Source organism: Citrobacter sp. Cpo037, assembly GCF_030332945.1.
Taxonomy (GTDB): Bacteria; Pseudomonadota; Gammaproteobacteria; order Enterobacterales; family Enterobacteriaceae; genus Citrobacter; species Citrobacter portucalensis.
Genome location: NZ_JAOWGW010000072.1, coordinates 89,315 through 114,115 on the forward strand (window position 1 = coordinate 89,315; position 24,801 = coordinate 114,115).

Consider the following 24,801-nt stretch of genomic DNA (forward strand, 5'->3'; position numbering starts at 1 on the left):
ACAAAATGCCCGCTCACGGGCATTAAAAAAGTTCAAATCGCCGTTGTCGTGAACAACTCATTCAGCATACGTTTTACACCAACGTCCCACTGCGGTAATACCAGATCAAAGTTATTCTGGAATTTGTCGGAGTTCAGGCGAGAATTTGTTGGGCGGCGTGCGAGTGTAGGATACGCACTGGTCGGCACCGCATTTAAATGGGTTAATGCCAGTTTAATTCCTGCTTTACGGGCTTCGTCGAACACCAGTGCAGCATAGTCATGCCAGGTCGTGGTTCCACCCGCAACCAGGTGGTAGAGTCCAGCTACGTCGGGTTTGTTCATCGCAACACGGATAGCATGCGCCGTACAGTCCGCAAGAAGTTCAGCCCCGGTTGGCGCACCGAACTGGTCGTTAATCACCGAAAGCTCTGCACGCTCTTTTGCCAGTTTCAGCATCGTTTTCGCAAAATTATTACCCTTACCTGCATACACCCAGCTGGTTCTGAAAATCAAATGGTTGGCGCAGTGCGTCTGAAGCGCCTTTTCTCCCGCCAGTTTGGTTTCACCGTAAACATTCAGCGGCGCTGTAGCATCCGTTTCGCGCCATGGTGTTTCGCCGGTGCCAGGAAAAACATAGTCCGTGGAGTAATGCACCACCCACGCCCCGATTTCTGCGGCAGCTCTGGCAATTTCCTCCACACTGGTCGTATTAAGCAACCGGGCAAATTCAACTTCGGACTCAGCCTTATCTACTGCTGTATGGGCAGCTGCATTGACGACAACGTCAGGCCGGATACGACGCACGGTGTCTGCCACTCCCTGCGGATTACTAAAGTCACCACAATAATCAGTTGAATGTACATCTAACGCAATCAGGTTCCCCAGCGGGGCTAGTGCACGTTGCAATTCCCAACCCACCTGGCCCGTTTTACCAAACAGCAGAATATTCATTACTGGCGTTCTCCGTAATTCTGTTCGATCCACGTCTTGTAGGCGCCGCTTTTCACATTTTCAACCCATTGCGTATTCGACAGATACCATTCAACAGTCTTACGGATCCCGCTCTCGAAAGTTTCCAGCGGCTTCCAGCCCAGTTCATCGCTGATTTTCGCTGCATCAATCGCATAGCGGCGATCGTGTCCAGGCCGGTCAGTCACGTAAGTAATTTGATCGCGATAAGAACCCTCTTTCGGCACGATTTCATCAAGCAGATCACAAATAGTATGTACCACGTCCAGGTTTTTCTTCTCGTTATGACCACCGATATTGTAGGTTTCACCTACAACTCCCTGAGTCACAACTGTATACAACGCTCGGGCGTGATCTTCGACATAAAGCCAGTCGCGAATCTGGTCGCCTTTGCCATAAATTGGCAATGCTTTGCCTTCCAGCGCATTCAGAATCACCAGCGGGATTAGTTTTTCAGGGAAGTGATACGGCCCATAGTTATTGGAACAGTTGGTGACAATCGTTGGAAAACCATAGGTGCGCAGCCATGCGCGAACCAGGTGATCGCTGGATGCCTTTGAAGCAGAGTATGGGCTACTCGGCGCATAAGCTGTCTTTTCAGTGAACAGAGGTAACACATTACCGGCAGTCACTTCATCTGGATGTGTTAGGTCGCCGTATACTTCATCTGTGGAGATATGATGGAAACGAAATGCCTGTTTTTTACCTGCATCCAGCTCGTTCCAGTAGCCACGAGCAGCTTCCAGCAGTACATAAGTACCGACGATATTCGTTTCGATAAATGCTGCTGGCCCTGTGATGGAGCGGTCAACGTGACTTTCAGCTGCCAGGTGCATCACCGCATCCGGTTGATGAGTGGCAAAAATACGCTCCATTGCCGCTTTATCACAGATATCCGCGTGTTCAAAATAGTAGCGATTATTTTCGCTGACTTCGGCAAGGGACTCCAGGTTACCGGCGTAGGTAAGTTTATCGACATTAACAACGGTATCCTGAGTATTTTTAATAATATGACGAACTACTGCAGATCCAATGAAACCCGCTCCACCAGTAACTAGTATTTTCACGTTTAATTCCGAATATCGTTTATACGAATACTATTAATATGCTGGCACATAATGCACGTTTCTGGGCATTATGCACGCTACCGCCCCTGGCTTTGCAGCAACCAGAGCACTACTTAATGATAATGACGTAACTAGCCTCACCAGTTAGCGCGAAGCTATCTAAAATTCAAACGCTAATTGTCTTACCAAATGCGACCAGAAACAAGAAAAAATCCAACAAAAAACAGATTAAACTTGGTAGGTTAACTTATTGTAATCCTTCATTTTTAATATAAAAAACGACAGTAACATTCCATTGCCTAAAGCACAGACGCTGGGATGTTAGCTGCCGCTATTTTTTCTGGCTTACCATCACAAAGACGTGAACTTCTATTCGCTCAGTAGCTTCTCGATGCTCTTACGGAACTTCGGACCTTCCTTCAGATTACGCAGTCCATACTTAACGAATGCCTGCATGTAACCCATCTTCTTGCCGCAGTCGTAGCTGTCGCCTGTCATCAGTATAGCATCAACAGACTGTTTTTTAGCCAATTCTGCAATAGCATCAGTTAACTGAATACGTCCCCAGGCACCTGGTTCAGTTTTTTCCAGTTCTGCCCAAATATCAGCCGAAAGCACGTAGCGCCCTACGGCCATCAGATCGGAATCCAGCGTTTGCGGTTGGTCGGGTTTTTCAATGAACTCAACGATACGGCTGACTTTACCTTCGTTGTCCAAAGCCTCTTTGGTTTGAATAACAGAGTATTCAGACAGATCACCTTCCATACGTTTAGCCAGCACCTGACTGCGCCCGGTTTCATTGAAACGTGCCACCATGGCAGCGAGGTTGTAGCGCAACGGATCCGCACTTGCGGTATCCAGAACGACGTCAGGTAATACCACGACAAACGGGTTATCGCCAATGATAGGGCGAGCACAAAGAATGGAATGCCCCAGACCCAGCAACTGAGCCTGACGAACGTTCATGATAGTCACGCCCGGAGGACAGATAGACTGAACCTCGGCTAATAACTGGCGCTTAACACGCTGCTCAAGGAGTGATTCGAGTTCGTAAGAGGTGTCGAAGTGGTTCTCAACTGCATTCTTAGACGCATGAGTCACCAGAACGATTTCTTTGATACCGGCAGCTACAATTTCGTCGACAATGTATTGAATCATCGGCTTGTCTACGATCGGCAGCATCTCTTTAGGGATTGCCTTCGTGGCAGGCAACATGTGCATCCCCAGACCCGCTACCGGAATAACTGCTTTCAAATTAATCATTAAGTCATTCACCTATTCAATTGTTGTTGAATTATAGCTTTTTAGCTTGTTTTAGCCAGTATGAATTACATTACTCCGATGCCGCGTATGTTACGCCGCTTAACTGCGGAATGCAGTAATCTTAATCCCAGGCGGGTACAACTTTTGCCAGGAATGGTCGCAAAGTTACCTCCCCTGCCCCGGCAGTCGAAAATTCACCGCTTCGACATTCACCACCTGATGGTTTACCCGATCGATGTCAACTGAATTTTGCCCGCTTTCGTTTACCGCATGGATATTCGCCAGTGATAACAAGGTATCCTGCTTAGCCATAAACTTGCCGCGCACATCCTGGCGTAGATCGAAGTGCATCTTGAGCGCGGGTCCTGTTGCGGATTGCTGCATCACTCTGATGTTACGTAAAAAAAGGTGCTGCGGTTGGTTGTGCAACTCAAGCGTGGCTCGCTTCATCTCAACGTTGGTGATGGCCACGAACGACGTTGCATTACCTGATGAGATCTGAATGCCGCGTAATTTATATTCAAGTTTTGTGTTATCCAGATGGATATTATTTAACTTAAAGTTCTGCGGAATGGATAAATATCGTCCTTTAATAACACCGTAGCCAATGAGCATACCTGCGCTATTTTCCATATTGATATTATCAATCACGAAATTATCGCATCCATAAATAGCGACCGTCGCATTATCGATGCCCGCTTTCTTACTAAAATCTGGGGTAATATTTCGTGCAGTGATATTACGAATGATAAAATGTTTGCCGTTCTCTACATGGACTAGCTGTCGACAGTCGGTACCGGTGATATTCGCCACGACAAAGTTTTTTACCGCCAGTTCATCGGGATAGGAATTGTCATAGGTACTGCCCGCCAGTCCGATGCCGATGCCCCAGTTCACGTTGCCATTGGTACAGTTAATACGTTCAATGACATGGTCAGAAATGAGGATGTTGCTGTCGTTGATCGCCACATTCCACTCAATGGCATCTCCCTGTAGATCGCTAAAACGGCAGTTTGTAATCTTTACGCCGTCCATCCGGTTATGGAAGCCCTGACGTAGGATCCCATAGTTAGCGCGTGTGACGGTAATATCATCGATAACCAGATTACGCATCAGCCTCGGTGTTTTGCCGCCGATATAGATTTGCGTCACCGGGCCGAAACCACTCATGGCAATCCCTTTTATCACGCAGTCCGAACCGCGCACATCGAGGGTAACATTCCTTAGGCTCCCGCCCTGCTCACCCATCACCTTACATCCATCCTGCAGAATAAAGCGCCCTCGGCCATTGCCGCTTATTCGCCCTTGCAGGTGTAGCGTTTTGCCTGGCGGAATAACGACAGCGGTATTGAGATCCTTACATTCCAGTTCTTTGGGTACGACTACCGTTTGTCCTTCTTTGAACGCCTGCCGGAAAGAAGCGACCCAATCCTTTGGGTTGTAATCCTGAATGTTGACGCTATCCGATGATTCAAGCGCCCGGACAACGGGAGAATGCAGCACGACAAGCGCAGAGCCTGCCGTCAGAAAAGTACGGCGTGAGAGTTTGTTCTCTGACATACAACCTCGATTTACATCGTTTGCAGCAGACTGGCTAACTGTTTATTGATCGCTAGCTGATTAAATTCAGTTTCAATTTTTTCGCGCGCACACAGCACAATCGGCTGTACCTGCTCACTATCGAGCAGGCTAAATGCCGTTAAACGCTCTGCCAGTGCCTGCGCGTCATTTTCCGGTGCCAGCCAGCCAGACTTGCCCGACTCGACCAGCTCAGGGATCCCACTGTGAACGGTAGAAATCACCGGAATACCTACCGCCATCGCCTCCATCAGCGCCACCGGGATCCCCTCCATATCGCCGTCTCTTCCGGTAATCGACGGCAGTAAAAATACATCCGCCTGCTCAAGCATCTCCTTTACCTGATGACTGGGCTTAAAGCCAGGCATCTCAATCACGTCATCAAGTTGATATTGCTCGATCAGCGTACGTAAACGACGCTCCCAAGGGCCGATACCCAGGATGCGATAACGAAATGAGACGCCCTGCTCTTTTAACTGTCGACAGGCTTCGATGGCGACGTGCAGTCCTTTTTTCTCGGTTAACCGGGCGACAGAGATAATTTCCAGCGGTGCAGCTGGTGCTTTCAGTTGGCGAGGGGTAAAACGCGTCATGTCGATACCCATACGCGAAACCGCGATTTTTTGCGGCGGGCATCCCATGTTTTTTAAACGTCCGGCCCAGAGATTGCTGATGGGTAACATCAAATCTCCACGTTGAAACAGTTGCTGATACTCAGGGGTATAGCGGGTAAGCACATCCCGATGCGAAACATCGACGCCGTGAAAAACCGTGGCGATTTTTCCGCGGATCATCCCAAGCTCACGCAACTTGGCGGCGGTTACGCCTGCCGGCCCAAAATGAGCAATAAAGACATCTGCCTGAAACGCCTGCGGATTCCCGCCGCAAATAGCCGCCAAAATCAGATTGCGCGCCTCCTCGCCATAGCGTGCAACATTAAGCGCCTTCCAGGTCGCTGCGCGGGTGAGACCGTGCAGAGCCGCCGCGGCCCTATATTTCAGCTTCGCCAGTTTGCTTTCCGGTTCATTGAGCAACCAGCGCGTTTTTTCACCCAGCCGGTAGGTATTAAATGAGGCATGCGTATTTTCAAGATCGCCCTTCTGCAAAGCGACAATCTCCACGTCGTAGCCCATATCGATAAATGCGGTTATCTGATTGAGTACAAAGGTCTCAGAAGAGAGCGGAAATTTAAGCAGGAAAAAGCCAATCTTCATTTTTCCCCCTCAATACGCGTTAAAACCGACTGCACCATGTGTACCCCGCGTTCGCGTTCACGTGTCACAGCGTCCCCAAGCCGTATGTTCAGTTCAGGTAACTGTCCGAGGGTATCGGCGACCTTTCCTTCCAGGCTGCCATCGAGCAGGTGGCGAATATCGACAGCCATCTCCGGTAACCCCAACTGTTGCATAATCCCTGCCGATTTATGCTCGTAGTTAATGGCGATGGCAGGCGTCATAAAATTCATCGAGATGATGGCCGAGTGTAAGCGAGTACCCACCGTCAGATCGCATGCTCCCAGAATCTTCCCCATCTCCAGATCGTTAAGTTCATCCATCACCACGTGATATCGAGCCGGGTCGTTAACATACTGGCGCAGGTTTAACGCCACCATGCGATCATCTTTGTTGTAACTATCAATACCGGTGCAGGTTGACAGTGCAATCACCTGGTAACCTTCATCGAGGATGCGGTTCACCACCCCGGCAAAGGCTTGCTCATAGGCCTGCTGCGTTGTCCCCAGACGCTTATCAAAAGGGGCCAACTCGCGTAATGTAATGGCAACGGTCTTCTGTTTAGCCGCCATATCTAACCAGTGCTGTACCGCATAACCTGGCTCAAAATCCTCATGATGATTGTCGACCAGCCAGGCCGTATCCACGCCTGTTTCAACTTTATCCGTGGTTACTTCGCTGCGCTTCATCAGATCAAGACTGACGGATTCACGTAAAATCAACGCATTACAGTGACCAAACACGTAGTTCGCCAGTTGATTAAACTGCTCATCCTGGAATGGCCCCACGCTGTGACCAATCATGTACAACGGTTTTTTCGCCATAAACGAACACAGGGCATGTTCAAACTGCGGTACGCCATACAGATCGACAAAGAACGATCCGCCGACCTGGATGATGGCGTCATAGCGCGACAGCAGACGAACAAAATCGGTAAAACCCTGGGCGATAGCGATATTGCGCAGATTACCGGAGTCGGTAACACGCGAGAGCAGTACCTGATGCTGATAGCGGCGACGCAGCACTTTCTTCACGCGCCCCATAACACCCGCTGCGTTGTTGTGTTGCTTCATCTGCGAATACAGCGGATCGCCCATCACCGGGCGGTTCAGCAACCATGAGGAGCTCACCGGGTAACGGCTCATAACATCCACTTCAGTCTCAGGACGCAACGCGTTAATGGCATCCAGCAAACCGCGCAGGATCGCGCTATCCCCTCGGTTCCCGCAGGTATGGTTGCCCAAAATTAATAGTTTCATTATGACCTCTTAAAGCGTTGTTCTTATCCTGCACGGAGCAAGGTTTTCATTTTTTCACTGCGACAGAGCTGGCGTTTTATTTCCACCACCAGCGGATGACGCGACAGCACCATCATTAGCGCAAACGCCAGCGCCCCTGCCGCTATCTGGCTCCCCAACAACACGCCCAACGACAGTTGCCCATGCAGCAACACACCCAGCGCATAACTCACCACAAGGGTTGGCAAGGAGAGATACAACGGCAGCCAAAGACTGAGCATGTACTGGCGGTAGCTGGGGCCAAGAACAGGTTTAATCATCACGAAATAGCTGAGGACTGTGTTAATCACCTGGACCAACAAAAAGCCCAGCGTCACGCCAATTGCCCCGGCCAGATGTCCACCGATGAAAATGGCGGGAATAAACAGAAAGGTTTTGAACACATTGAATTTAAAGCTGATATCAACCCGCGCTTTCGCCATCAAAAGCGATCCTATTGGATTCCCCACCGAGCGCAGCAGCCCAACAATGCACAGCAGTTGCAGGATGGGGATAATGCCGTTCCACTTCTCGCCGAATACCAGCGGCACCACGTTATTCGACACCACCATCAGTCCCAGCAGCGCCGGGAAGTTGATAATCCCAACCACCGACAGCAGTTTGTAAAAATTCACTCGCAGCTTTTCACTGTCGTCCTGGATTTTGGCAAACGCCGGAAACAGCACGCGGGTGATAATCGGGTTCAGTTTGATCGGGGGGACAACCGCCACATTCCAGGCGAGATTGAATCCGCCCGCCACGCCAGCTCCCAACGTGCGGGCTAAAACCAGCGTGGAAAGGTTGGTATTGATGTAATTGATGATGCTGTCTGCCGTCAGCCACGCACCAAAACGCAGATTCGACGAAACCGATGCCAGCGAAAAATGCAGCCCCGGACGGTAAATCCGGCGACCAAAATAGCCGAGCAGCAGCGTACGTAGCGTACTGTTTACCAGATACCCGAGAATGGCCGTCAGTGCGAGCGGCCAGAAATGGGCGCTGACTACGGTAAAGGTAAAACCGGCCAGTACCGAACTGGTTTCAATCATGCCAATTTTGTTGAAGGCCAGCTCTTTTTGCATCAGCGCGCGAAACTGCTGCCCGTGCGGTATCACCACAAACGCCAGTGATAATGTTTTGATAAGCAGTGCCAGTTCTGGGTTGTTGAGCACATGGGCAATCGTCTCGCTCAGCAGAAACATCGCCACGCATACCACGATACCCAGCCCAACGTTGAGCCAGTACAGCGTGGTCAGTTCAAGATAGCCAATCTCTTTACGCTGAATAATTGAGTTGGCGATACCAAAGTCAGACAACGTATCGGCCAGCGCGATGATCACCAGCGCCACGGTTAACAACCCGAACTGGTGGTTATCAATAATCCGTGCCAGTACGGTCATCTGGATAAGCCCCAGACCAATGATGATCACCGTGGCAATCGCCGACCACTTTGCGCCGTTAAGCGTTTTTTCTCGTAAGCTCATGTTAATACGCCGCTTTGTTGACAAAGCCTTTGAATACCGTCAGAAAAACAATTTTGATATCGAACCACAAGCTCCACTCGCGAATGTATTCGAGGTCAAATTCCACACGTTTTTCCATTTTTTCCAGCGTATCGGTTTCACCCCGCCAGCCGTTGATTTGCGCCCAGCCGGTAATCCCCGGTTTCACCTTATGGCGTAACATGTACCCCTCGATCAGTTGGCGATACTGTTCGTTATGCGCTACCGCATGTGGGCGTGGCCCGACGATAGACATGCCTCCGGTCAGCACGTTAATAAACTGCGGCAGTTCATCGAGCGATGTTCGGCGCAGGAAATTCCCCACAGGGGTAACGCGCGGATCGTTTTGCGTCGCCTGCGTCACCACCGCGTCGTTTTCCATCACTTTCATCGAACGAAACTTCCAGACTTTGATCGGTTTGCCGTCCATGCCATAGCGGGTCTGGCGGAAAATCACCGGTCCTTTGGAGGTCAGTTTTACCAGTAGCGCTATGCCACACAGCACCGGAGAAATAAGCAGCAGGATCAGCGAAGCCAGCACGATATCTTCCGCGCGCTTTAACAGACGATTAATCCCCGAGAGCGGCGTGTCATACAGCGGCACCACCGGAATGCCGTTCATCTCTTCAATCCGTGAATGCAGAATGTTGAAGGTAAAGACATCAGGAATAAGGATCACAGAACAGGTGGTATCAGCCAGCTCACGCACCAGTTTTTTGACGCTGGCGCCATCGCTCATCGACATGGCGATATAAACGTTATGAATGCGTGAGGCTTTGGCGTCATCCACCAGTTGTTGCAGATTACCGGCCCAGTCGCGGGAGTTTTTTCCAGGGATAGGATCGTGATAGACACCTGCTACTTCAAACCCCAGCCACGGTTCATGGCGAAAACTGTCCAGTAGCATTTGTCCGGCTGGCAGCTCACCTGCCACCGCCACCCGACGAGTGTTGTACCCGCGATTGCGCATCCATCCCGCGCCGTAGCGAATAAACGAACGGCACAACACCAGGCCAACGCTGGATAGCAGATACCACGCCAGCCAGACGGCGAGACGGTTGTCAAAATCGTTATTAAAGGCGATCAGACCTGCGCAAAAAATCAGACTCAGCGTCCAGTTTTGCAGTAACAGCACCAGCTCAGTGGAAATTTTGACACCACGCCAGGAGCGATAAAAATCCGTTATGCCACCGAGCATCTGAAAAACGACCAGCGTGATCAGCGCCACCAGCAGGTGCATGTACAGGAAAGGCAAACCGCTTAATTCGCAGATTACCCACAACCCGCCAAACATGATGGTGATATCTGAAAAGCGTTGCACCATCGAAATTAACGACGCATTGGTTTTGGCGCGTTCGCGCTTTTTTAGATGTGTCATCGTGGTTCCTGTTAGTCACCCTTTGCCCAGCATCGGGCAAAGGAAGCACCAGCATTACTGATTCAGTAACGCCAGAAGAGTGCGCGTTCGCGCTTCCATCAACGGAATATCTCCGCGCGATTCCACGTTCAGGCGCACCACCGGTTCGGTATTGGATGAGCGTAAATTAAAGCGCCAGTCGACAAACGACATGCTGATACCGTCCGTTCTGTCCACCGACAACGCCTCACGGGAAAAATGCTGCTCCACGCGCGCAATCGCCGCCGTCGGCTCTGCCAGCGTACTGTTTATTTCTCCGCTCGCCGGGTAGGCCACCATCCGGTCACGAACCAGTTCGCCCAGCGACTGCCCTTTCAGAGACAGCAGCTCCGCCACCAGCAGCCACGGGATCATTCCGCTGTCGCAATAGGCAAAATCTCGGAAATAGTGGTGCGCGCTCATTTCACCGCCATAAATGGCATCTTCACGGCGCATCCGCTCTTTGATAAACGCGTGCCCGGTTTTAGACATCACCGGTTTACCGCCTGCCGCCGTCACCACATCCACGGTGTTCCAGGACAGGCGTGGGTCGTGGATAATTTTCGCCCCCGGATTCTTCTCCAGAAACGCTTCCGCCAGCAGGCCGACAATGTAGTAGCCTTCAATGAACTGACCTTTTTCATCGAACAGGAAGCAGCGGTCAAAATCACCGTCGAAGGCAATCCCCATATCCGCGCCGTGTTCAATCACTGCATTGCGCGTGTCGGCCCGGCATTCCGGCAGCAGAGGATTGGGAATACCGTTGGGGAAGTTGCCATCCGGCATGTTGTGAATTTTGATGAACTCGACCGGCACGCCCAGCGCCTTAAAACGGGCTTCAATGGCGTCAACCACCGGACCTGCCGCGCCGTTGCCGGAATTGAGCGCCAGCTTCATTGGTTTCAGGTTGGCTGGATTGATGTAACCCAGCAGGTGGTCAATGTAGGCATCACGGGTAGTAATGCGCTGGTAGCGGCCACGTTTTGTCTCATCAACCGCCGGGAAGTCATTGGCTTCCGCCAGGCGCTGCACGTCGCGCAGACCGGTATCACCGCTGATAGGTCGAGCCCCTTCCCGCACCAGCTTCATGCCGTTGTAATTCATCGGATTATGGCTGGCGGTCACTTCAATACCGCCGTCAATGCCCAGGTGGAAAGTGGCAAAATAAATCTCTTCGGTGCCCGACATACCAATATCCAGCACATCCACGCCTGCATCCTGCAGTCCTTTCGCCAGCGCCAGCTTCAGCGTCTCACTGGTCAGGCGCACATCGCCACCGAGGACAATGGTTTTTGGCTTCAGTAACTCACCGTAAGCGCGGCCAATACGCCACGCGATATCTTCATTCAGCTCTTCGCCCAGCCTGCCGCGAATATCGTAGGCTTTGAAACAGGTTAATTTCGTCATGATTTACCCTTCTTCAGGCAACAGGAGGCCCTGACTCTTAATGAGCCTTTTAATGAGTGTTAAATGCATTTCCCGGCGCGCTTCGCTTATCGGGCCTACGGTGTTGTAGGCTGGATAAGCGCAGCGCATCCGGCATCAGGTACGCCCGTATCTGTCCGCAAACCGCACCACATCATCCTCATCGAGGTAAGATCCGGAGCGCACTTCAATCAGATCGAGCGGGATTTTCCCCGGGTTCTCCAGACAATGGGTCGCCCCCAGCGGAATATAGACAGACTCGTTTTCAGCGAGCAGTTTAATGTCGTTATTGATTGTCACCTTCGCGGTACCAGCCACCACAACCCAGTGTTCAGCCCGGTGATGATGCATCTGCACGGACAATCCCTCACCGGGTTTAACGGTAATTCGCTTCACCTGGTAACGGTCTCCGGCATCAATAGAGTCGTACTTGCCCCATGGACGATAAACTTCACGGTGAATATGGTGTTCATGGCGTCCGTCAGCTTTAATTTGCTCCACCACTTTTTTGACGTCCTGCACCGCGTTGCGATCGGCTATCAGCACCGCATCTTTGGTCTGCACCACCACCAGATCCTTCACCCCGACGGTCGTCACCAGGCCAGACTCGGCATACACGTAGCTGTTTTCCGTTTTATGGCTAATGACGTCACCATGATGCACATTGCCTTCAGCGGTATGGGCGCTGATTTCCCACAATGATGACCAGGAGCCAACATCGCTCCAGCCTGCGTTCATGGGCATCACCACCGCATCGGCCGTACGTTCCATTACCGCATAGTCCACAGACTCTTCCGGGCAGGCGAGAAACGCCTGTTCATCAACGCGGATAAAATCAAGATCGGGGCCAACCGTACTCATGGCGTTTTCGCAGGCCTCAAGAATGTCGGGGCGATATTTTTTCAGTTCTTCCAGATAGCGCCCGGCCCGGAACAGAAACATGCCGCTGTTCCAGTAGTAGTCGCCGCTCGCCACGTAAGCCTGCGCGGTTTCCAGATTGGGCTTTTCAACAAACTGCGCCACCTGAAAAGCCACGGCGTCGGTATTGGATGGCGAAACCTCGCCGCGACGTATATAACCATAGCCGGTCTCCGGCTGGTCCGGCACGATGCCAAACGTCACCAGCTTACCCGCGCTGGCGTAGGGCATTGCATTGCGAACCGCCTCGCGAAATGCCTCCTCGTCGGCAATCATGTGATCGGCCGCCAATACCAACAGCAGCGGATCTTCCCCCGGACTTTGACGTTTTGCCGCCAGCGCGGCCAGTGCTATCGCCGGTGCCGTATTGCGCCCGGCGGGTTCGAGAATAATATTCTCAGTCAGCTTGTGCAGTTGTCGTAGCTGTTCCGCCACAATGAAACGGTGTTGTTCATTACAGATAACCACCGGGCTTTCGCACTCCACGCCGTTCAGACGACAAATCGTTGTCTGCAGCATGGTGAGGTCGCCTTTCAGGCACAGGAACTGCTTTGGATACAACACGCGGGACAGAGGCCATAAACGGCTACCCGAGCCACCGGCCATCACCACCGGAAAGAGTTTGCTTTGACTCATCATGTACCCCGAATATCTGCAATAAATTGGCTCAGCACGTTTTCTTTATCCAACGTGCGTTCGGCATACTCACGTGCCACCGTGTTCACTTTTGGCATGGTTAACGCCTGTTGAATCCCGCCAACCAGCGCATTCATTGATTCAGGTTCGACACACACCGCGATGCCTGGGTGAGCGTCACACAGCTGACCCAACTCGGTCTCAGGTTCGGCGGTAATCACCGCGTTACCACCAACGGCGAGGATATTGGTCAGTTTGGAGGGCAATACGGCATCCGCCGCACCGCGCTTTTGTACCACCAGATGGCAGTCCGCCATCTTGAGCAGCGCAGGCAGCGCGTCATAAGATTGCAGCGGAAAGAACATCACATTGTTCAGGCCGCGTTCACTAGACATACTCTCCAGCCGCGCTTTCCCCCCGCCCTGCCCGACAATCACAAACAGCCAGGGCTGTTCGCTCAACAGGGCCGCTGCGTCGATCACACTCTCCAGCCCTTGCTTTTCACCGATATTGCCTGAGTAGAGAATGATTTTTTTATCATCAGGCAAGCCCAGTTGCTGGCGCAACGCCAGAGCATCGGCATCGTTCACGTCACGAAAACGTGTTACTTCTGACCAGTTCGGAAAGAAAATGACCTTCTGTGCATCAACGCCCTTCTCCTGCGCTTTATTCATCATTGAGCGAGAAATGGTCGAAATATGATCCATATTCAACAGCCCACTGCGCTCAAAGGCGCTGGCCAGTTTTGCCACCGCGCCACGCTTGCCTTTGCCCGCCATGCCAAGCCCCAGCATGGCATCGACTTCGTAATCCTGAATATGCAGCAGCGTGCGCGCCCCGGACAGCTTCGCCAGCAGGCGCATGCCCGGCGTACAAAACAGCGTCGGCACTACCCCAATGATGCGATCCGGTTTCCAGCGGCGCTGCGCCAGCAACGGGAAGAAACTACTCAGGGCGAAACTACCTAGATGCAGCACACGCTTGAGCGTAGAAGGCTGCTCAGGCACATACAGCGGACAACGCCAGACGATGGCATCGCCCTCTTCACGACGATAGCGCCAGGATGAATAGCGACCGTTGACCTTCCACTGCGGATAATAAGGCGGCGCAGTGATCACCCGTACGTCATGCCCCTGTTGCGCCATCCACTCCACCATTTCACCGGTGTATTTACCGATACCGGTCAACTCCGGCGAATAGTTGATGCCATACACAAGGATCTTCATAGCCCGGGTACTCCGGCCTGACTCTTCTCACAGAAGTAAGCCCGGCTGTTGTCGTGCACGTGGTCACTGGTCAGAATCTCTTCAATTGCCAGCCAGCGGTACGCGTCATGTTGAACGTCAGGCAGCTGCAGGTCGTTTTCCGACACCCGCAGACGAAATCCCAGCACGATGTAATGCGTTGAGAAATCTTCCCCGGAAAAGTTGTCGTCATAGAAGTGCTGCCAGACCCCGTAAAACTCTGCAGCGGACAGCGGTAAACGTAACCCCAGCTCAGCGTCAGTCAGCCGCTCAAAGGCCGCGCGCAGCGGTTCATCTTTTTGCACCCGACCGCCGGGCACGAACCAGTACCCCTGCGCCGGACGATTGAGGCGCTTGCCAAGCAGAAATTCGCCGTGGGCGTTTTCCACGATCAAATCGATGGAAATCAGCGGAGTTGAACGTACAACGGTGGCAAAATCCTGATGACGTAAAAACATGCTTACCCCCGGTAACGCTGCTGGTTTTCAAGGAACCACTGATATGTACTGGCAAGCCCCGCTTCCAGAGATATCTCGTGATACCAGCCCAACTGATGCAGACGCGTAACGTCGAGCAATTTGCGCGGCGTGCCGTCCGGTTTGCTGGCGTCAAACACCACGCGCCCCTTGTAACCCACAACCTGCGCGATGGTCTGGGCCAGTTCACGGATGGTGCAGTCCACGCCAGTGCCCACGTTGATATGCGACAGCATTGGTTGGGTATATTCCTGCAACACTTCCTGAGCCAGCTCCATCACGTGGATACTGGCCGCCGCCATATCGTCGACATGCAGAAATTCACGCATTGGCGTCCCGCTTCCCCACACCACCACATCCGGCGTATTTTGCTCGCGAGCCTCATGAAAGCGGCGCAGCAGAGCCGGGATCACATGCGAATTACTCGGATGAAAGTTGTCATGCGGTCCGTACAGATTGGTCGGCATCACCGAGCGATAATCACGGCCATACTGCCGGTTATACGATTCGCACAGCTTGATACCGGCAATTTTGGCAATCGCATACGGTTCATTGGTCGGTTCAAGAGTCCCCTGCAACAGTTCACTTTCAGCGATTGGCTGGGTGGCTTGCTTGGGATAAATACAGGATGACCCGAGAAACAACAGTTTATTCACGTTATGCAGATGAGCTGCATGAATAATGTTGCTCTCAATCATCATGTTTTCATAAATAAAATCAGCAGGATAAGTATTGTTTGCCACAATCCCCCCTACTTTTGCCGCCGCCAGATAAACCTGATCAATGTGTTCAGTGGCGAAGAACGCCTGCACCGCACCGGCGTCCAGCAGATTAAGCTGGTCGCGGGTACGCAGCACCAGCTCTACGTTATTTCGCTGCGACAATTGTCTGACGATGGCGGCCCCCACCATCCCGTGATGGCCCGCCACAAAAATACGTTGTGTCTTCATCCTTAGTACTCCAGCGCGATAGCGACCTCGTAACCGTGCGACTTGAGCAGGGAATGTTTCTTCGCCGCATCAAGATCGTTGGCAACCATTTCCGAGATCATCTGGCGCAGTGTGATTTCCGGTTTCCAGCCCAGTTTTTCATGGGCTTTGGCCGGATCGCCCAGCAGCGTTTCCACCTCAGCCGGACGGAAGTAGCGCGGATCAACGGCAATCATGACATCCCCGGGTTTCACCCCCGGCGCATCGTGTCCGGTCACAGAAACCACGATGCCTTTCTCATTCACGCCCTCACCTTCAAAGCGCAATTTAATCCCCAGCTGAGCGGCCGCCATTTCTACAAACTGGCGCACGGAATACTGCACGCCGGTGGCAATCACGAAATCTTCCGGCTTATCCTGCTGCAGCATCATCCACTGCATCCTGACGTAATCTTTGGCATGCCCCCAATCGCGCAGTGAATCCATGTTGCCCAGGTACAAGCAAGACTCCAGCCCCTGAGCGATGTTGGCGATCGCCCGGGTAATTTTGCGAGTAACAAAGGTTTCGCCGCGGCGCGGAGACTCGTGGTTGAACAAAATGCCGTTACAGGCATACATCCCGTAAGACTCGCGGTAGTTGACGGTTATCCAGTAGGCGTACAGCTTGGCAACGGCATACGGCGAGCGCGGATAGAACGGCGTGCTCTCTTTCTGCGGGATTTCCTGTACCAGACCGTACAGCTCAGAGGTGGACGCCTGATAAAAACGGGTCTTTTTCTCCAGACCAAGGAAGCGGATCGCCTCCAGTAAACGCAAGGTGCCGATCGCATCAACGTCTGCGGTGTATTCCGGTGAATCAAACGACACCGCGACATGGCTCATGGCGCCCAGGTTATAGACTTCATCCGGTTGGACTTCCTGTAAAATACGGGTCAGGTTGGAGGAGTCGGTCAAATCGCCATAGTGCAGATGAAATTTGGGATTGCCTGAATGCGGATCCTGGTAGATGTGGTCCACACGTTCGGTGTTGAATGATGAAGCGCGACGCTTAATACCGTGTACTTCATACCCTTTTTCCAGCAGAAGCTCTGCCAGGTAAGAACCATCCTGCCCGGTTACGCCAGTAATGAGAGCGACTTTTGACATGTTATAACCTCTTCAGTGATCCCCTCAGGGAGTAACTTTCTCGACGCGTTCGCGCGTGACTACTGCGGGATTTCCCCGACAAATGACATTTGCTGGCAGCGATTTAAATACGCTGCTTCGTGCTCCAACGACGGTGCCATCGCCAATCGTCACGCCAGGCGCGACAAAGACATCTGTCGCCAACCAGCATTTAGCGCCAACCACAATCGGCGTGGCGTTAATATCAAAATGTTGACTGGCATAATCATGACTCCCGGTGCATAAATAACTTTTTTGTGAAATAACCGCGTGGGCGCCAATCGTAATATCACCTAACGTATATAAAACCGCGTCGTCACCCACCCAGGCATAATCTCCCAGGGTTAATTTCCACGGATAAGTAATTCTTACTGAAGGCCGAATGACTACGTTTTTTCCTATTTTTGCGCCAAACATTCGTAATAAAAATGCACGCCAGCGATACATGACCTGTGGAGACCAGCGAAATAATGTTGCTTGCACTGCCCACCATAATTGCACTTTAATAGCGCCACCGCCGCGAAAACCTCCAGGCACTTCAAATCCGCTTAAATCTTGCATACTATGCCCTTACGTTTTCCCATATAAGGTTTTAGTTTTACCAGTTGTGCGCAGACGTAAATATTCTGACAATCCGGTCCAAAAACCTGGCATGTGTAATATCTGGCGCTGTACTTTTTTGGCATCCCGACACAATTCCAGATTATTCGTCGTTGACACTCCGCCCATGGAAAATTCCGACACCAACCCGCTCAGTTTTTTAAAAGCGTAACCGGACTTGTATAATTGGGCTGCCAACGCGTAATCAGACGATATTTTATATTGCAAATCATAATGCCAGACATTCAGTCCTGAGAGCGGAAAGAATATCGCCTGATGGCTGGCGGGCAGGCTGTGATAAATATACCAACCTGGTTTTGCCCGGCGCTTAATTTTGTTGCCATTGCCGAAATCCAGCAACGCATCGCCAATGACCATGGTTTGGTCGCTCTGCGTTTTTAACTGGCGGATAAAATGTGCCGCATCCGCATGCAGAATATCCCCGGAGTTGAGGAACAGCGCGAACCGCCCGCGCGACATCGCGATGCCTTTGTTCATCGCATCATAGATGCCGTTATCCGGCTCGCTGACAAACCGTAACCGGTGTTCCCCACTGAGCCCTTCAAGAAACGCCGACGTACCATCCGAGGAGCCGCCATCAACAACAATCCACTCAAAACTGATATCACCCGCTTGCGCCAGATGTGCCAGCGATGCGTGAGTTTTGACGATCCCTTCCAGATTGCGAAAGGCGACGGTAATGATACTGAGCAGCATGTGAGTTACCTCGCGATATTCAGCGCCTTGCGCAATATAAACGGACATACAATTAAAAATGCGTATTCCGGACTAAATACTGAACCTGTAAAAAACAGGGACAACGGTGTAAAAAGATAAAGCTGCACCCGATAATTCTGATTATCGCCAAACGCATTGATCATCATTTTCATGACCTTCCCCATGTACCATAGGGCTAATATCACCGCGAACCATGAAAAATAAATAATCAGCAGATACAAACCATTGTCTATTGTTTTACCGACATCTGCACCGTTAAAAATTCCGAATGACGCGACGTATTCATAAAGTGAGCCAAATCTCACTACGCCATCAACATTCAGTAATGAATAACCGACCATCACCAATGGTCCTACGATACGATAATACGATGACGAACCTTCAGTTCCTAAATCACCAAGCCGCGTTGCGATGTACGGAAAAGCAAATATCACCCCAACTAAAAACACGCTTAATGAGATTATCGCCAGCGGTAGCTTCTTTTTTATCGCATCCTTATTCAGGTACTGGAATGCCCACTCCAGGAGATAAAACAAAATAAACGTCATTACCCCTGAAAAAGATCCTGATAATATTACCCCTGCCAGAATCATAGCATCGGACTTAGGTGTTTTGATACCAAACTGTTTGATACTGAGCCAAATTGAGATTAACGCCAGAGCGAAGAATGCCGGTTCGAAATAGAGTGCGGTGGTACGTTTCCCACCAAACTTAATAAAATTCAGAACATAGCTGTTACTGTAAATAAGATATTTCGAAATAACTTCCATTAAACTGCTGCCGCCGCTGAGAATTATTTGTGCCATTTCAACCGCAGCTAACCCCACCACCAGCCCCACCACCAGCCAGAAAAAACGCAAAATCTTAATGTAGTTATGCGGTGAAATGGTTTTGAAGCGAATACTCCACACCATGCCAATAATCACCACGGTATAAACAAACAGCATCGCTGACGTTACGTACTTGCTGGCATCCAGTGATTGACCGAACAGGTAGTTAAACGCCGTCAGCCCGCCCCCCACGCCCAGTGCGATCATTAATTTTTTGATATTGATGCGCTCGACAAACAGCAACAGCAGAACGGGCAAGAACGTGACGATGGTTATCGGGAAGCTCTCGCCAAGCTGGGCAAGTTTGACGTTAACCAGCAGATAAAGCAGTGGTAGCACCAGATAGCTACAGATTCTGATAGAACGAGACATATTCCTCCAGCATCTGTTGCCCACTGTATGCCACCCGACTGCGCTGGCTGAACGCGGTAAGGGACGTGTCAAATACCGCCTGCGCAATGTCTGATTTTTTCAGCTGCACCAGCTGCAATACGTCCGCTTCGCTGAACGTTTTGCCGCCTGATTTAGCCAGCACTTCCTGCGCGGCATCGCTGTGTGTGGCAATTACCGGTACGCCGATGGAAAGTGCTTCGCACAGAATCAGCGGGTAGTTATCGACACGGGAGCTGAACACCAGTCCATCCATCTGGTTAAGCGCACTCATCAACGTGCGCTTATCGCTCTCAAAACCGTGGTTGATGACGTTATCTCCCGCAAATGGCGAAAATTTGCCGAAGGTATGCAGCTCAATTTTGTCCCCAAGCGCGGCAATCGCTCGCACCAGTTGTTGACTGGTTTTGCCGTCATAGCGTAGGTCATGAGCCACCACGGCAATTTTCGGCCGACCGCTCTCCGCAGGCATCGCGGGTAGTTCGCCAAGAATGGCTTCAGTTGCCACATCAATGCCATTATTGATAATACAGCAGCGTCCCACGCCATACAGGCTGTTGAATGCCTCGGCCACATGTTGACTGGGCGAGATAAACTGGCAACCCAGCGCCAGCATGGCACGGAACATCTGCCGCTTACCGGGCAACTGCTGATGGGCTTTATCGACTTTTACCGGCGGATAATTGCTGAGCGTTGGGCATTTCTGGCAGCCCGTTTTCCAGCCTTCGCAGCCATCAGTAAAGGCACAGCGCCCGGTCACGCTCCAGTGATCGTGCAGCGTCCAGACGAAGGTGATATCCGGTTTATGCGCCTTCACTTTTTGGCAAAAAGAGACCACCTCTTCCAGGTTCAACCAGTAGCTGTGCAACACATGAAAATGCAGTACCAGCGGGCCGCAGGTGCGGGTAACTTCACGGTATAACTTGTTGAGATTGCCAAACATGTCGCGGTTCGCGAAACGAAACAGCGCAATGTTCGCCGCCGACGTCAGGCGCGGCGTATATTTGATAACCTGCGGGTAATTCGCATGACTGGCGCTTTTTTTACCGCCTTTGCCATAGCCATAGACAAACCGCGACGACAGCCCTTTTTCCAGCGACCTCAGATGCAAATCTAACGCCACGCCTGCCGCCCCACCTTCTGCGAGTCGGACATTAAACTGTAATATCTTCATTTTATTACCTTCACCCGTGCCTTCTCGCCCACGACCAGCGTATTGTCCGGGACGCTATCCACCACAACGCTCCCGGCGCCAATCGTCACGTTATCGCCAATAGCAACGTCGCCGAGCAGAGTGACATTGGCCCCCAACTCAACGCCGTTACCGATGACCGGACAGGATGGATCGTTGGCACCAAGATTGCCGATAGTGACGCCGTGGCGTAGGGTAAAATCATCCCCCGCCACCACGTGTTTATTGATAACCACCCCATAGCCATGATGGATGGTGAAACGACGACCGATTGATGCAGCAGCCTGAATTTCATAGCCAAACAGGCATTCGGTGATAAGGCGGTACATCACCAGCACCGGGGCGGCCCACAGGTTGTTTATGATATTTTTTTTACGCCAGACGGAGCAAAAATGGGCAATCCGATAGGCCGCCACCATGCAGCAGGGGCGCAGACTCCAACCGTTCGCGCGTAAATCTTCCAGCATAATTAGCGTCCTCGCAGTCCGTCGGCCAGACGCTTACTGTTGCGAACAGAAAGCAGCGTCAGCAGCGTGCGCCAGTTCATCCGTTTGTTGCGGATCTGATAGAGGGTAAACAACTGATATTTCTTGCTGGCCCGGTCAAATTTGCCTTTGTGCTTGCGGTAAAACTGAAAGTAGCCGGAGAATTTATTCGGCGATGAGGTAATACGCATCTCGCCGTGATTCACATGCAGGATCTGCGTCGCCTCTTTGACCTTCCACGGTTTGCCATACGCCACCACCATGCGCAGGAAGATGTCGTAATCCTGCGCCGCTTTCAGCGTGGTATCGAACAGGCATGCTTTAAACCGCCATGCCCAGGTAAATACCTGATTACCAATGATGTTGCGCTTATAAAACCTGCGGCGTGAATAAACGGACTTCGGATAGAGCGGCAGACTGGTCGGCTGCGAATACACTTCGCCCTCACAGACATAGTCATTGGCATACAGAAACGCCCGTGTGACCAGTTGATGCCGATACTGCAGGAACACGCTCAGGCGGTTCGGCGTCCATTCATCATCATCATCAATCCCCGTAATGTATTGCCCGTTGGCCTGCATAATGGCCTGATTACGCACCGCGCAGGCCCCGGAGTTGGTGGAATTATGTGTATACGACACGCGCGGATCGTTGAGTTCCTCAACAAACTGCTGCAACTGCTCATATGAGGAAGAGCAATCATCCACAATGATCATCTCCCAGTGAGGGTAGTCCTGGCGCAACACCGATTTAATCGCCCGAATGGCCAGCTGCTGGCGGTTCCAGGTTGGCATATAAATTGAAATTAGCGGGTTTTCTGTCGTCATTTTCGTTTCCGGATAGATACGCTTTTGTAGGCCGGATAAGGCGTTTTTGCCGCATCCGGCAGGGTTGGTGATTTATTTCGCATCCGACGTGTATTCGTATTCGTAGTAGCCGTAATCCTGATACCCGCTGGCACGACGGAAGATCGAGTTGAGGATCACCCCTTTCACCTGAATGCCATTTTGCTCGAAGCGACTCAGGCTGGTTTCCACCTCTTTCAGCGTGTTGACCGCATAACGCGCCACCATCAGCGTGGTGCCGACATGACGGCCAACAATCGCCGCATCGGTCACCGCCAGAATTGGTGGAGTGTCAATCAGCACCAGGTCATAGTGCGAGCTGGCCCAGGCAATCAGTTCGCCGAAACGCTCGCTCATCAGCAGCTCGGAAGGATTGGGAGGGATTTGACCGCGAGGGATCAGATCAAAATGCGGAATCGATGTCGGTTTGGCGCTGGATGAGATATCCCCCTTGCCAATCAGGATCTCAGACAGGCCGTTGACGTTATTGGTACCCAGCAGTTCGTGGGTATAGCCTTTGCGCATATCGCAGTCGATCAACAGCACGCGTTTGTTGGTCTGGCTGATGACTGCCGCCAGGTTGGCGCAGACAAACGTTTTGCCAATCGACGGGCTGACGCCGGTCAGCATCAATACGTTGTTACGCGCCTGCATCATGGCAAAGTGCAGGCTGGTACGCAGGCTGCGGACCGCTTCTATGGCGAGATCGGTTGGATTACCCACGGCCAACAGCTGGCTTTGCTTGTAGCGTTTCACACCTTTAATGGTCTGAACGTTATCACGTGCTTTTTGCCATTCGGACAGCGGAATACTGGCATACACGCTGATACCATGCTCTTCCAGTGCCTGCGGGCTTTCAATACCGCGATTAAACAGAGAACGCAGCAGTACGCCCACCACGGAAAGCATCAAACCGAGAATGATACTGCCGAGAATAATCAGCGCCGTTTTCGGCTTCAGCACGCCAGGCTGGGCAATCGCGGGATCGACAATGCGCACATCGCCAACCGTACTGGCCTCGGTAATCTTCAGTTCCTGTTGCTTGTTCAGCAACTGCATATAGACCTGCTGACCGGACTCCACATCACGCGTCAGACGAACAATTTCCTGCTGCGTTTTCGGCATCGCCGTTACGCGCCCGTTCAGCTTACTTTTCTCATCTTCCAGCGCCTGGCGTTTTTCCAGCAGCGTGCGGTACGCCGGATGCGCTTTGGTGAACAGCTTGGAAATCTCCGCTTCTTTGAAGGTCAGTTCATTCAACTGCGCATCGATATTCACCATCGAATCCAGTACCGCTTTGGCTTCCAGCGGCAAATCCACGGAGTCTTTATCCTGACGAAAGGCGTTCAGCTTGTTTTCAGCAACGTCCAGCCGATTACGCACCTCAGGCAGTTGCTTTGCCAGAAACGCCAGACTTTTGGCGGCCTCTTCGGATTTACGTTCCACATTTTGTTGCAGATAGTTGCGGGTAATACTGTCGAGGATCTGGCGGATTTGCTCGCGGTCTTCGCCGGTAAAGGTCAGGCTCAATACGCCGGTGTCTTTGCCCGTTTCCGTCACCATCAGGTTATTTTGCAGGGTGTTTATCATGCTCAGCGTGGAGAATTTGCTGACGGTAAATTGGCTATCCGGGCTGGCATGAATCGCCTCAACCAGCATTGTCACGCCATCGTGTTCCAACACCTTGCCGACTTGCCCCCGGGCGCTAAAACCCCCGTCACTCACCAGTTGATAGCTTGTGTCATTCAGCACATTGAGCGTGAAGGTCTGTTCATTCATTGCCTTTGGCAGCGTGAAGGTGGTCACATTAACCGTTTCGTTCTGACGCCCCATCAGCCGGTCCCAGCCCGCGCCAAAAATAGGGAATGTATCTTTGGTAACGGCGATATCGAGGTTAAGATCGTCTACCGTTTTCCCTAATACCAGACGCGACTGGATGAGCTGAATTTCCGCTTCCGAGGCCGGCGGTTTGTTCGACAACGCCGAGCCAATATCCTGCACCAGTGAATTTCCGGTATTTTGCTCAATTTGCACCAGCGCGTCCGCACTGTAGATGGGTGTGGCGAACAGCGTGTAGACCGCGGCGCACAATGCAAAAGCCGTGGTAATGCCAAGAACCCACCAGCGGGCTTCCACCACCGTTGCGACCAGACGACCAATATCGATTTCATCATTGCCCGTTACCGGCGCAGCAGACTGTTTTACTTTTTCTGTCATTGTTTTCCCTGCTCTGCGTTCAGTGCCTGAGCCCATTGGCGGGCAGACCGTTCAAGTAATGCGTACACCGCGTCAAACGAATCACGGCTTTTACGATACGGATCGGGAATTTCGCGCTCGCTGTCCCAGTGCCCAAAAAGCATCACTTTGCCGCGCATCTCCGGCACCATTTCACACAGGGCAGAGATATGGCGCTTTTCCATGGTCAGGATCAGGTCATACTCCCGGCACATTCGTCCCGTGATCTGCCGGGCACAATGATTATCCAGGGACAAGTTGTGCGCCTGCGCCACGCTAATGGCGCACGGATCCGCGCCTTTCCCCACCAACGCCCCAAGACCGGCAGAAGAGACCGTTAACGCCGGATGAAATTGCCTTAACAAGCGCTCTGCCGTCGGGGAACGACAAATGTTCCCCACACAGACAACTAAGATTTTGTTAAACATGA

The 24,801-nt window shown here is 51.9% G+C and carries 22 protein-coding genes; all 22 read right to left on the reverse strand.

All coding sequences use genetic code 11. From position 1 onward, the window contains the following. Positions 1 to 32 precede the first annotated feature (32 nt). The 22 genes from rfbD to wzb all read right to left on the reverse strand — a co-directional run bounded on the left by rfbD (position 33) and on the right by wzb (position 24,799). Positions 33 to 932: a dTDP-4-dehydrorhamnose reductase gene (gene rfbD / locus OGX94_RS18135; protein ID WP_286569673.1), complete on the reverse strand. Its 900-nt coding sequence runs from the start codon at positions 930 to 932 to the stop codon at positions 33 to 35. Next, positions 932 to 2,017 carry a dTDP-glucose 4,6-dehydratase gene (rfbB, locus tag OGX94_RS18140; RefSeq protein WP_257661841.1) on the reverse strand — a complete coding sequence of 362 codons (1,086 nt, stop codon included), beginning with the start codon at positions 2,015 to 2,017 and terminating at the stop codon, positions 932 to 934. The genes rfbD and rfbB overlap by 1 nt, the downstream gene beginning before the upstream one ends. A gap of 369 nt (positions 2,018 to 2,386) precedes the next feature. Further along, positions 2,387 to 3,280, reverse strand: coding sequence for a GalU regulator GalF (galF, locus tag OGX94_RS18145; RefSeq protein ID WP_257661840.1), 894 nt, complete (start codon positions 3,278 to 3,280; stop codon positions 2,387 to 2,389). Between the two features lie 165 nt (positions 3,281 to 3,445). Beyond that, complete coding sequence (wcaM, locus tag OGX94_RS18150) at positions 3,446 to 4,840, reverse strand: colanic acid biosynthesis protein WcaM (RefSeq protein WP_257661839.1); 1,395 nt, start codon at positions 4,838 to 4,840, stop codon at positions 3,446 to 3,448. An 11-nt stretch (positions 4,841 to 4,851) separates the two neighbouring features. Next, on the reverse strand, positions 4,852 to 6,072 hold the full coding sequence (gene wcaL, locus OGX94_RS18155; RefSeq protein WP_164562619.1) for a colanic acid biosynthesis glycosyltransferase WcaL: 1,221 nt from the start codon (positions 6,070 to 6,072) through the stop codon (positions 4,852 to 4,854). Continuing rightward, positions 6,069 to 7,349 carry a colanic acid biosynthesis pyruvyl transferase WcaK gene (gene wcaK / locus OGX94_RS18160; RefSeq protein ID WP_257661838.1) on the reverse strand — a complete coding sequence of 427 codons (1,281 nt, stop codon included), beginning with the start codon at positions 7,347 to 7,349 and terminating at the stop codon, positions 6,069 to 6,071. The genes wcaL and wcaK overlap by 4 nt, the downstream gene beginning before the upstream one ends. A gap of 23 nt (positions 7,350 to 7,372) precedes the next feature. After that, complete coding sequence (wzxC, locus tag OGX94_RS18165) at positions 7,373 to 8,851, reverse strand: colanic acid undecaprenyl disphosphate flippase WzxC (protein ID WP_257661837.1); 1,479 nt, start codon at positions 8,849 to 8,851, stop codon at positions 7,373 to 7,375. A 1-nt stretch (position 8,852) separates the two neighbouring features. Then, positions 8,853 to 10,247, reverse strand: a complete 1,395-nt coding sequence (wcaJ, locus tag OGX94_RS18170; protein ID WP_257661836.1) for an undecaprenyl-phosphate glucose phosphotransferase — start codon at positions 10,245 to 10,247, stop codon at positions 8,853 to 8,855. 54 nt (positions 10,248 to 10,301) lie between these two features. After that, positions 10,302 to 11,672, reverse strand: coding sequence for a colanic acid biosynthesis phosphomannomutase CpsG (gene cpsG / locus OGX94_RS18175; protein WP_286569680.1), 1,371 nt, complete (start codon positions 11,670 to 11,672; stop codon positions 10,302 to 10,304). A gap of 135 nt (positions 11,673 to 11,807) precedes the next feature. Beyond that, positions 11,808 to 13,244, reverse strand: coding sequence for a mannose-1-phosphate guanyltransferase (cpsB, locus tag OGX94_RS18180; RefSeq protein WP_257661834.1), 1,437 nt, complete (start codon positions 13,242 to 13,244; stop codon positions 11,808 to 11,810). Next, complete coding sequence (gene wcaI, locus OGX94_RS18185; protein WP_003834255.1) at positions 13,244 to 14,470, reverse strand: colanic acid biosynthesis fucosyltransferase WcaI; 1,227 nt, start codon at positions 14,468 to 14,470, stop codon at positions 13,244 to 13,246. Before wcaI ends, cpsB begins: the two co-directional genes overlap by 1 nt. Continuing rightward, positions 14,467 to 14,946: a GDP-mannose mannosyl hydrolase gene (locus OGX94_RS18190; RefSeq protein WP_164562615.1), complete on the reverse strand. Its 480-nt coding sequence runs from the start codon at positions 14,944 to 14,946 to the stop codon at positions 14,467 to 14,469. Before OGX94_RS18190 ends, wcaI begins: the two co-directional genes overlap by 4 nt. Positions 14,947 to 14,948: 2 nt before the next feature. Further along, a complete protein-coding gene (gene fcl / locus OGX94_RS18195; RefSeq protein WP_003834257.1) occupies positions 14,949 to 15,914 on the reverse strand; it encodes a GDP-L-fucose synthase in 966 nt (321 codons plus the stop codon). Between the two features lie 2 nt (positions 15,915 to 15,916). Continuing rightward, positions 15,917 to 17,038 carry a GDP-mannose 4,6-dehydratase gene (gene gmd / locus OGX94_RS18200; RefSeq protein ID WP_003036748.1) on the reverse strand — a complete coding sequence of 374 codons (1,122 nt, stop codon included), beginning with the start codon at positions 17,036 to 17,038 and terminating at the stop codon, positions 15,917 to 15,919. A 24-nt stretch (positions 17,039 to 17,062) separates the two neighbouring features. After that, a complete protein-coding gene (gene wcaF / locus OGX94_RS18205) occupies positions 17,063 to 17,617 on the reverse strand; it encodes a colanic acid biosynthesis acetyltransferase WcaF (protein ID WP_003834258.1) in 555 nt (184 codons plus the stop codon). Positions 17,618 to 17,626: 9 nt separating this feature from the next. After that, entirely contained in the window at positions 17,627 to 18,373 is a 747-nt protein-coding gene (gene wcaE, locus OGX94_RS18210; RefSeq protein WP_257661833.1) for a colanic acid biosynthesis glycosyltransferase WcaE, read from the reverse strand. 5 nt (positions 18,374 to 18,378) lie between these two features. Beyond that, positions 18,379 to 19,596 (reverse strand): colanic acid polymerase WcaD, encoded by a 1,218-nt coding sequence (gene wcaD, locus OGX94_RS18215; protein WP_125112559.1) that lies wholly within the window; start codon positions 19,594 to 19,596, stop codon positions 18,379 to 18,381. Then, positions 19,571 to 20,788: a colanic acid biosynthesis glycosyltransferase WcaC gene (wcaC, locus tag OGX94_RS18220; protein ID WP_286569685.1), complete on the reverse strand. Its 1,218-nt coding sequence runs from the start codon at positions 20,786 to 20,788 to the stop codon at positions 19,571 to 19,573. Before wcaC ends, wcaD begins: the two co-directional genes overlap by 26 nt. Further along, the gene (wcaB, locus tag OGX94_RS18225) at positions 20,785 to 21,273 is read right to left on the reverse strand and encodes a colanic acid biosynthesis acetyltransferase WcaB (RefSeq protein ID WP_032943932.1); all 489 of its coding nucleotides are present in this window, start codon (positions 21,271 to 21,273) and stop codon (positions 20,785 to 20,787) included. The genes wcaC and wcaB overlap by 4 nt, the downstream gene beginning before the upstream one ends. A 2-nt stretch (positions 21,274 to 21,275) precedes the next feature. Next, entirely contained in the window at positions 21,276 to 22,118 is an 843-nt protein-coding gene (gene wcaA / locus OGX94_RS18230; protein ID WP_000206145.1) for a colanic acid biosynthesis glycosyltransferase WcaA, read from the reverse strand. 72 nt (positions 22,119 to 22,190) lie between these two features. Further along, the gene (wzc, locus tag OGX94_RS18235) at positions 22,191 to 24,353 is read right to left on the reverse strand and encodes a tyrosine-protein kinase Wzc (RefSeq protein WP_257661830.1); all 2,163 of its coding nucleotides are present in this window, start codon (positions 24,351 to 24,353) and stop codon (positions 22,191 to 22,193) included. Next, on the reverse strand, positions 24,350 to 24,799 hold the full coding sequence (gene wzb, locus OGX94_RS18240; RefSeq protein ID WP_003834265.1) for a low molecular weight protein-tyrosine-phosphatase Wzb: 450 nt from the start codon (positions 24,797 to 24,799) through the stop codon (positions 24,350 to 24,352). Before wzb ends, wzc begins: the two co-directional genes overlap by 4 nt. Positions 24,800 to 24,801: the final 2 nt, after the last annotated feature.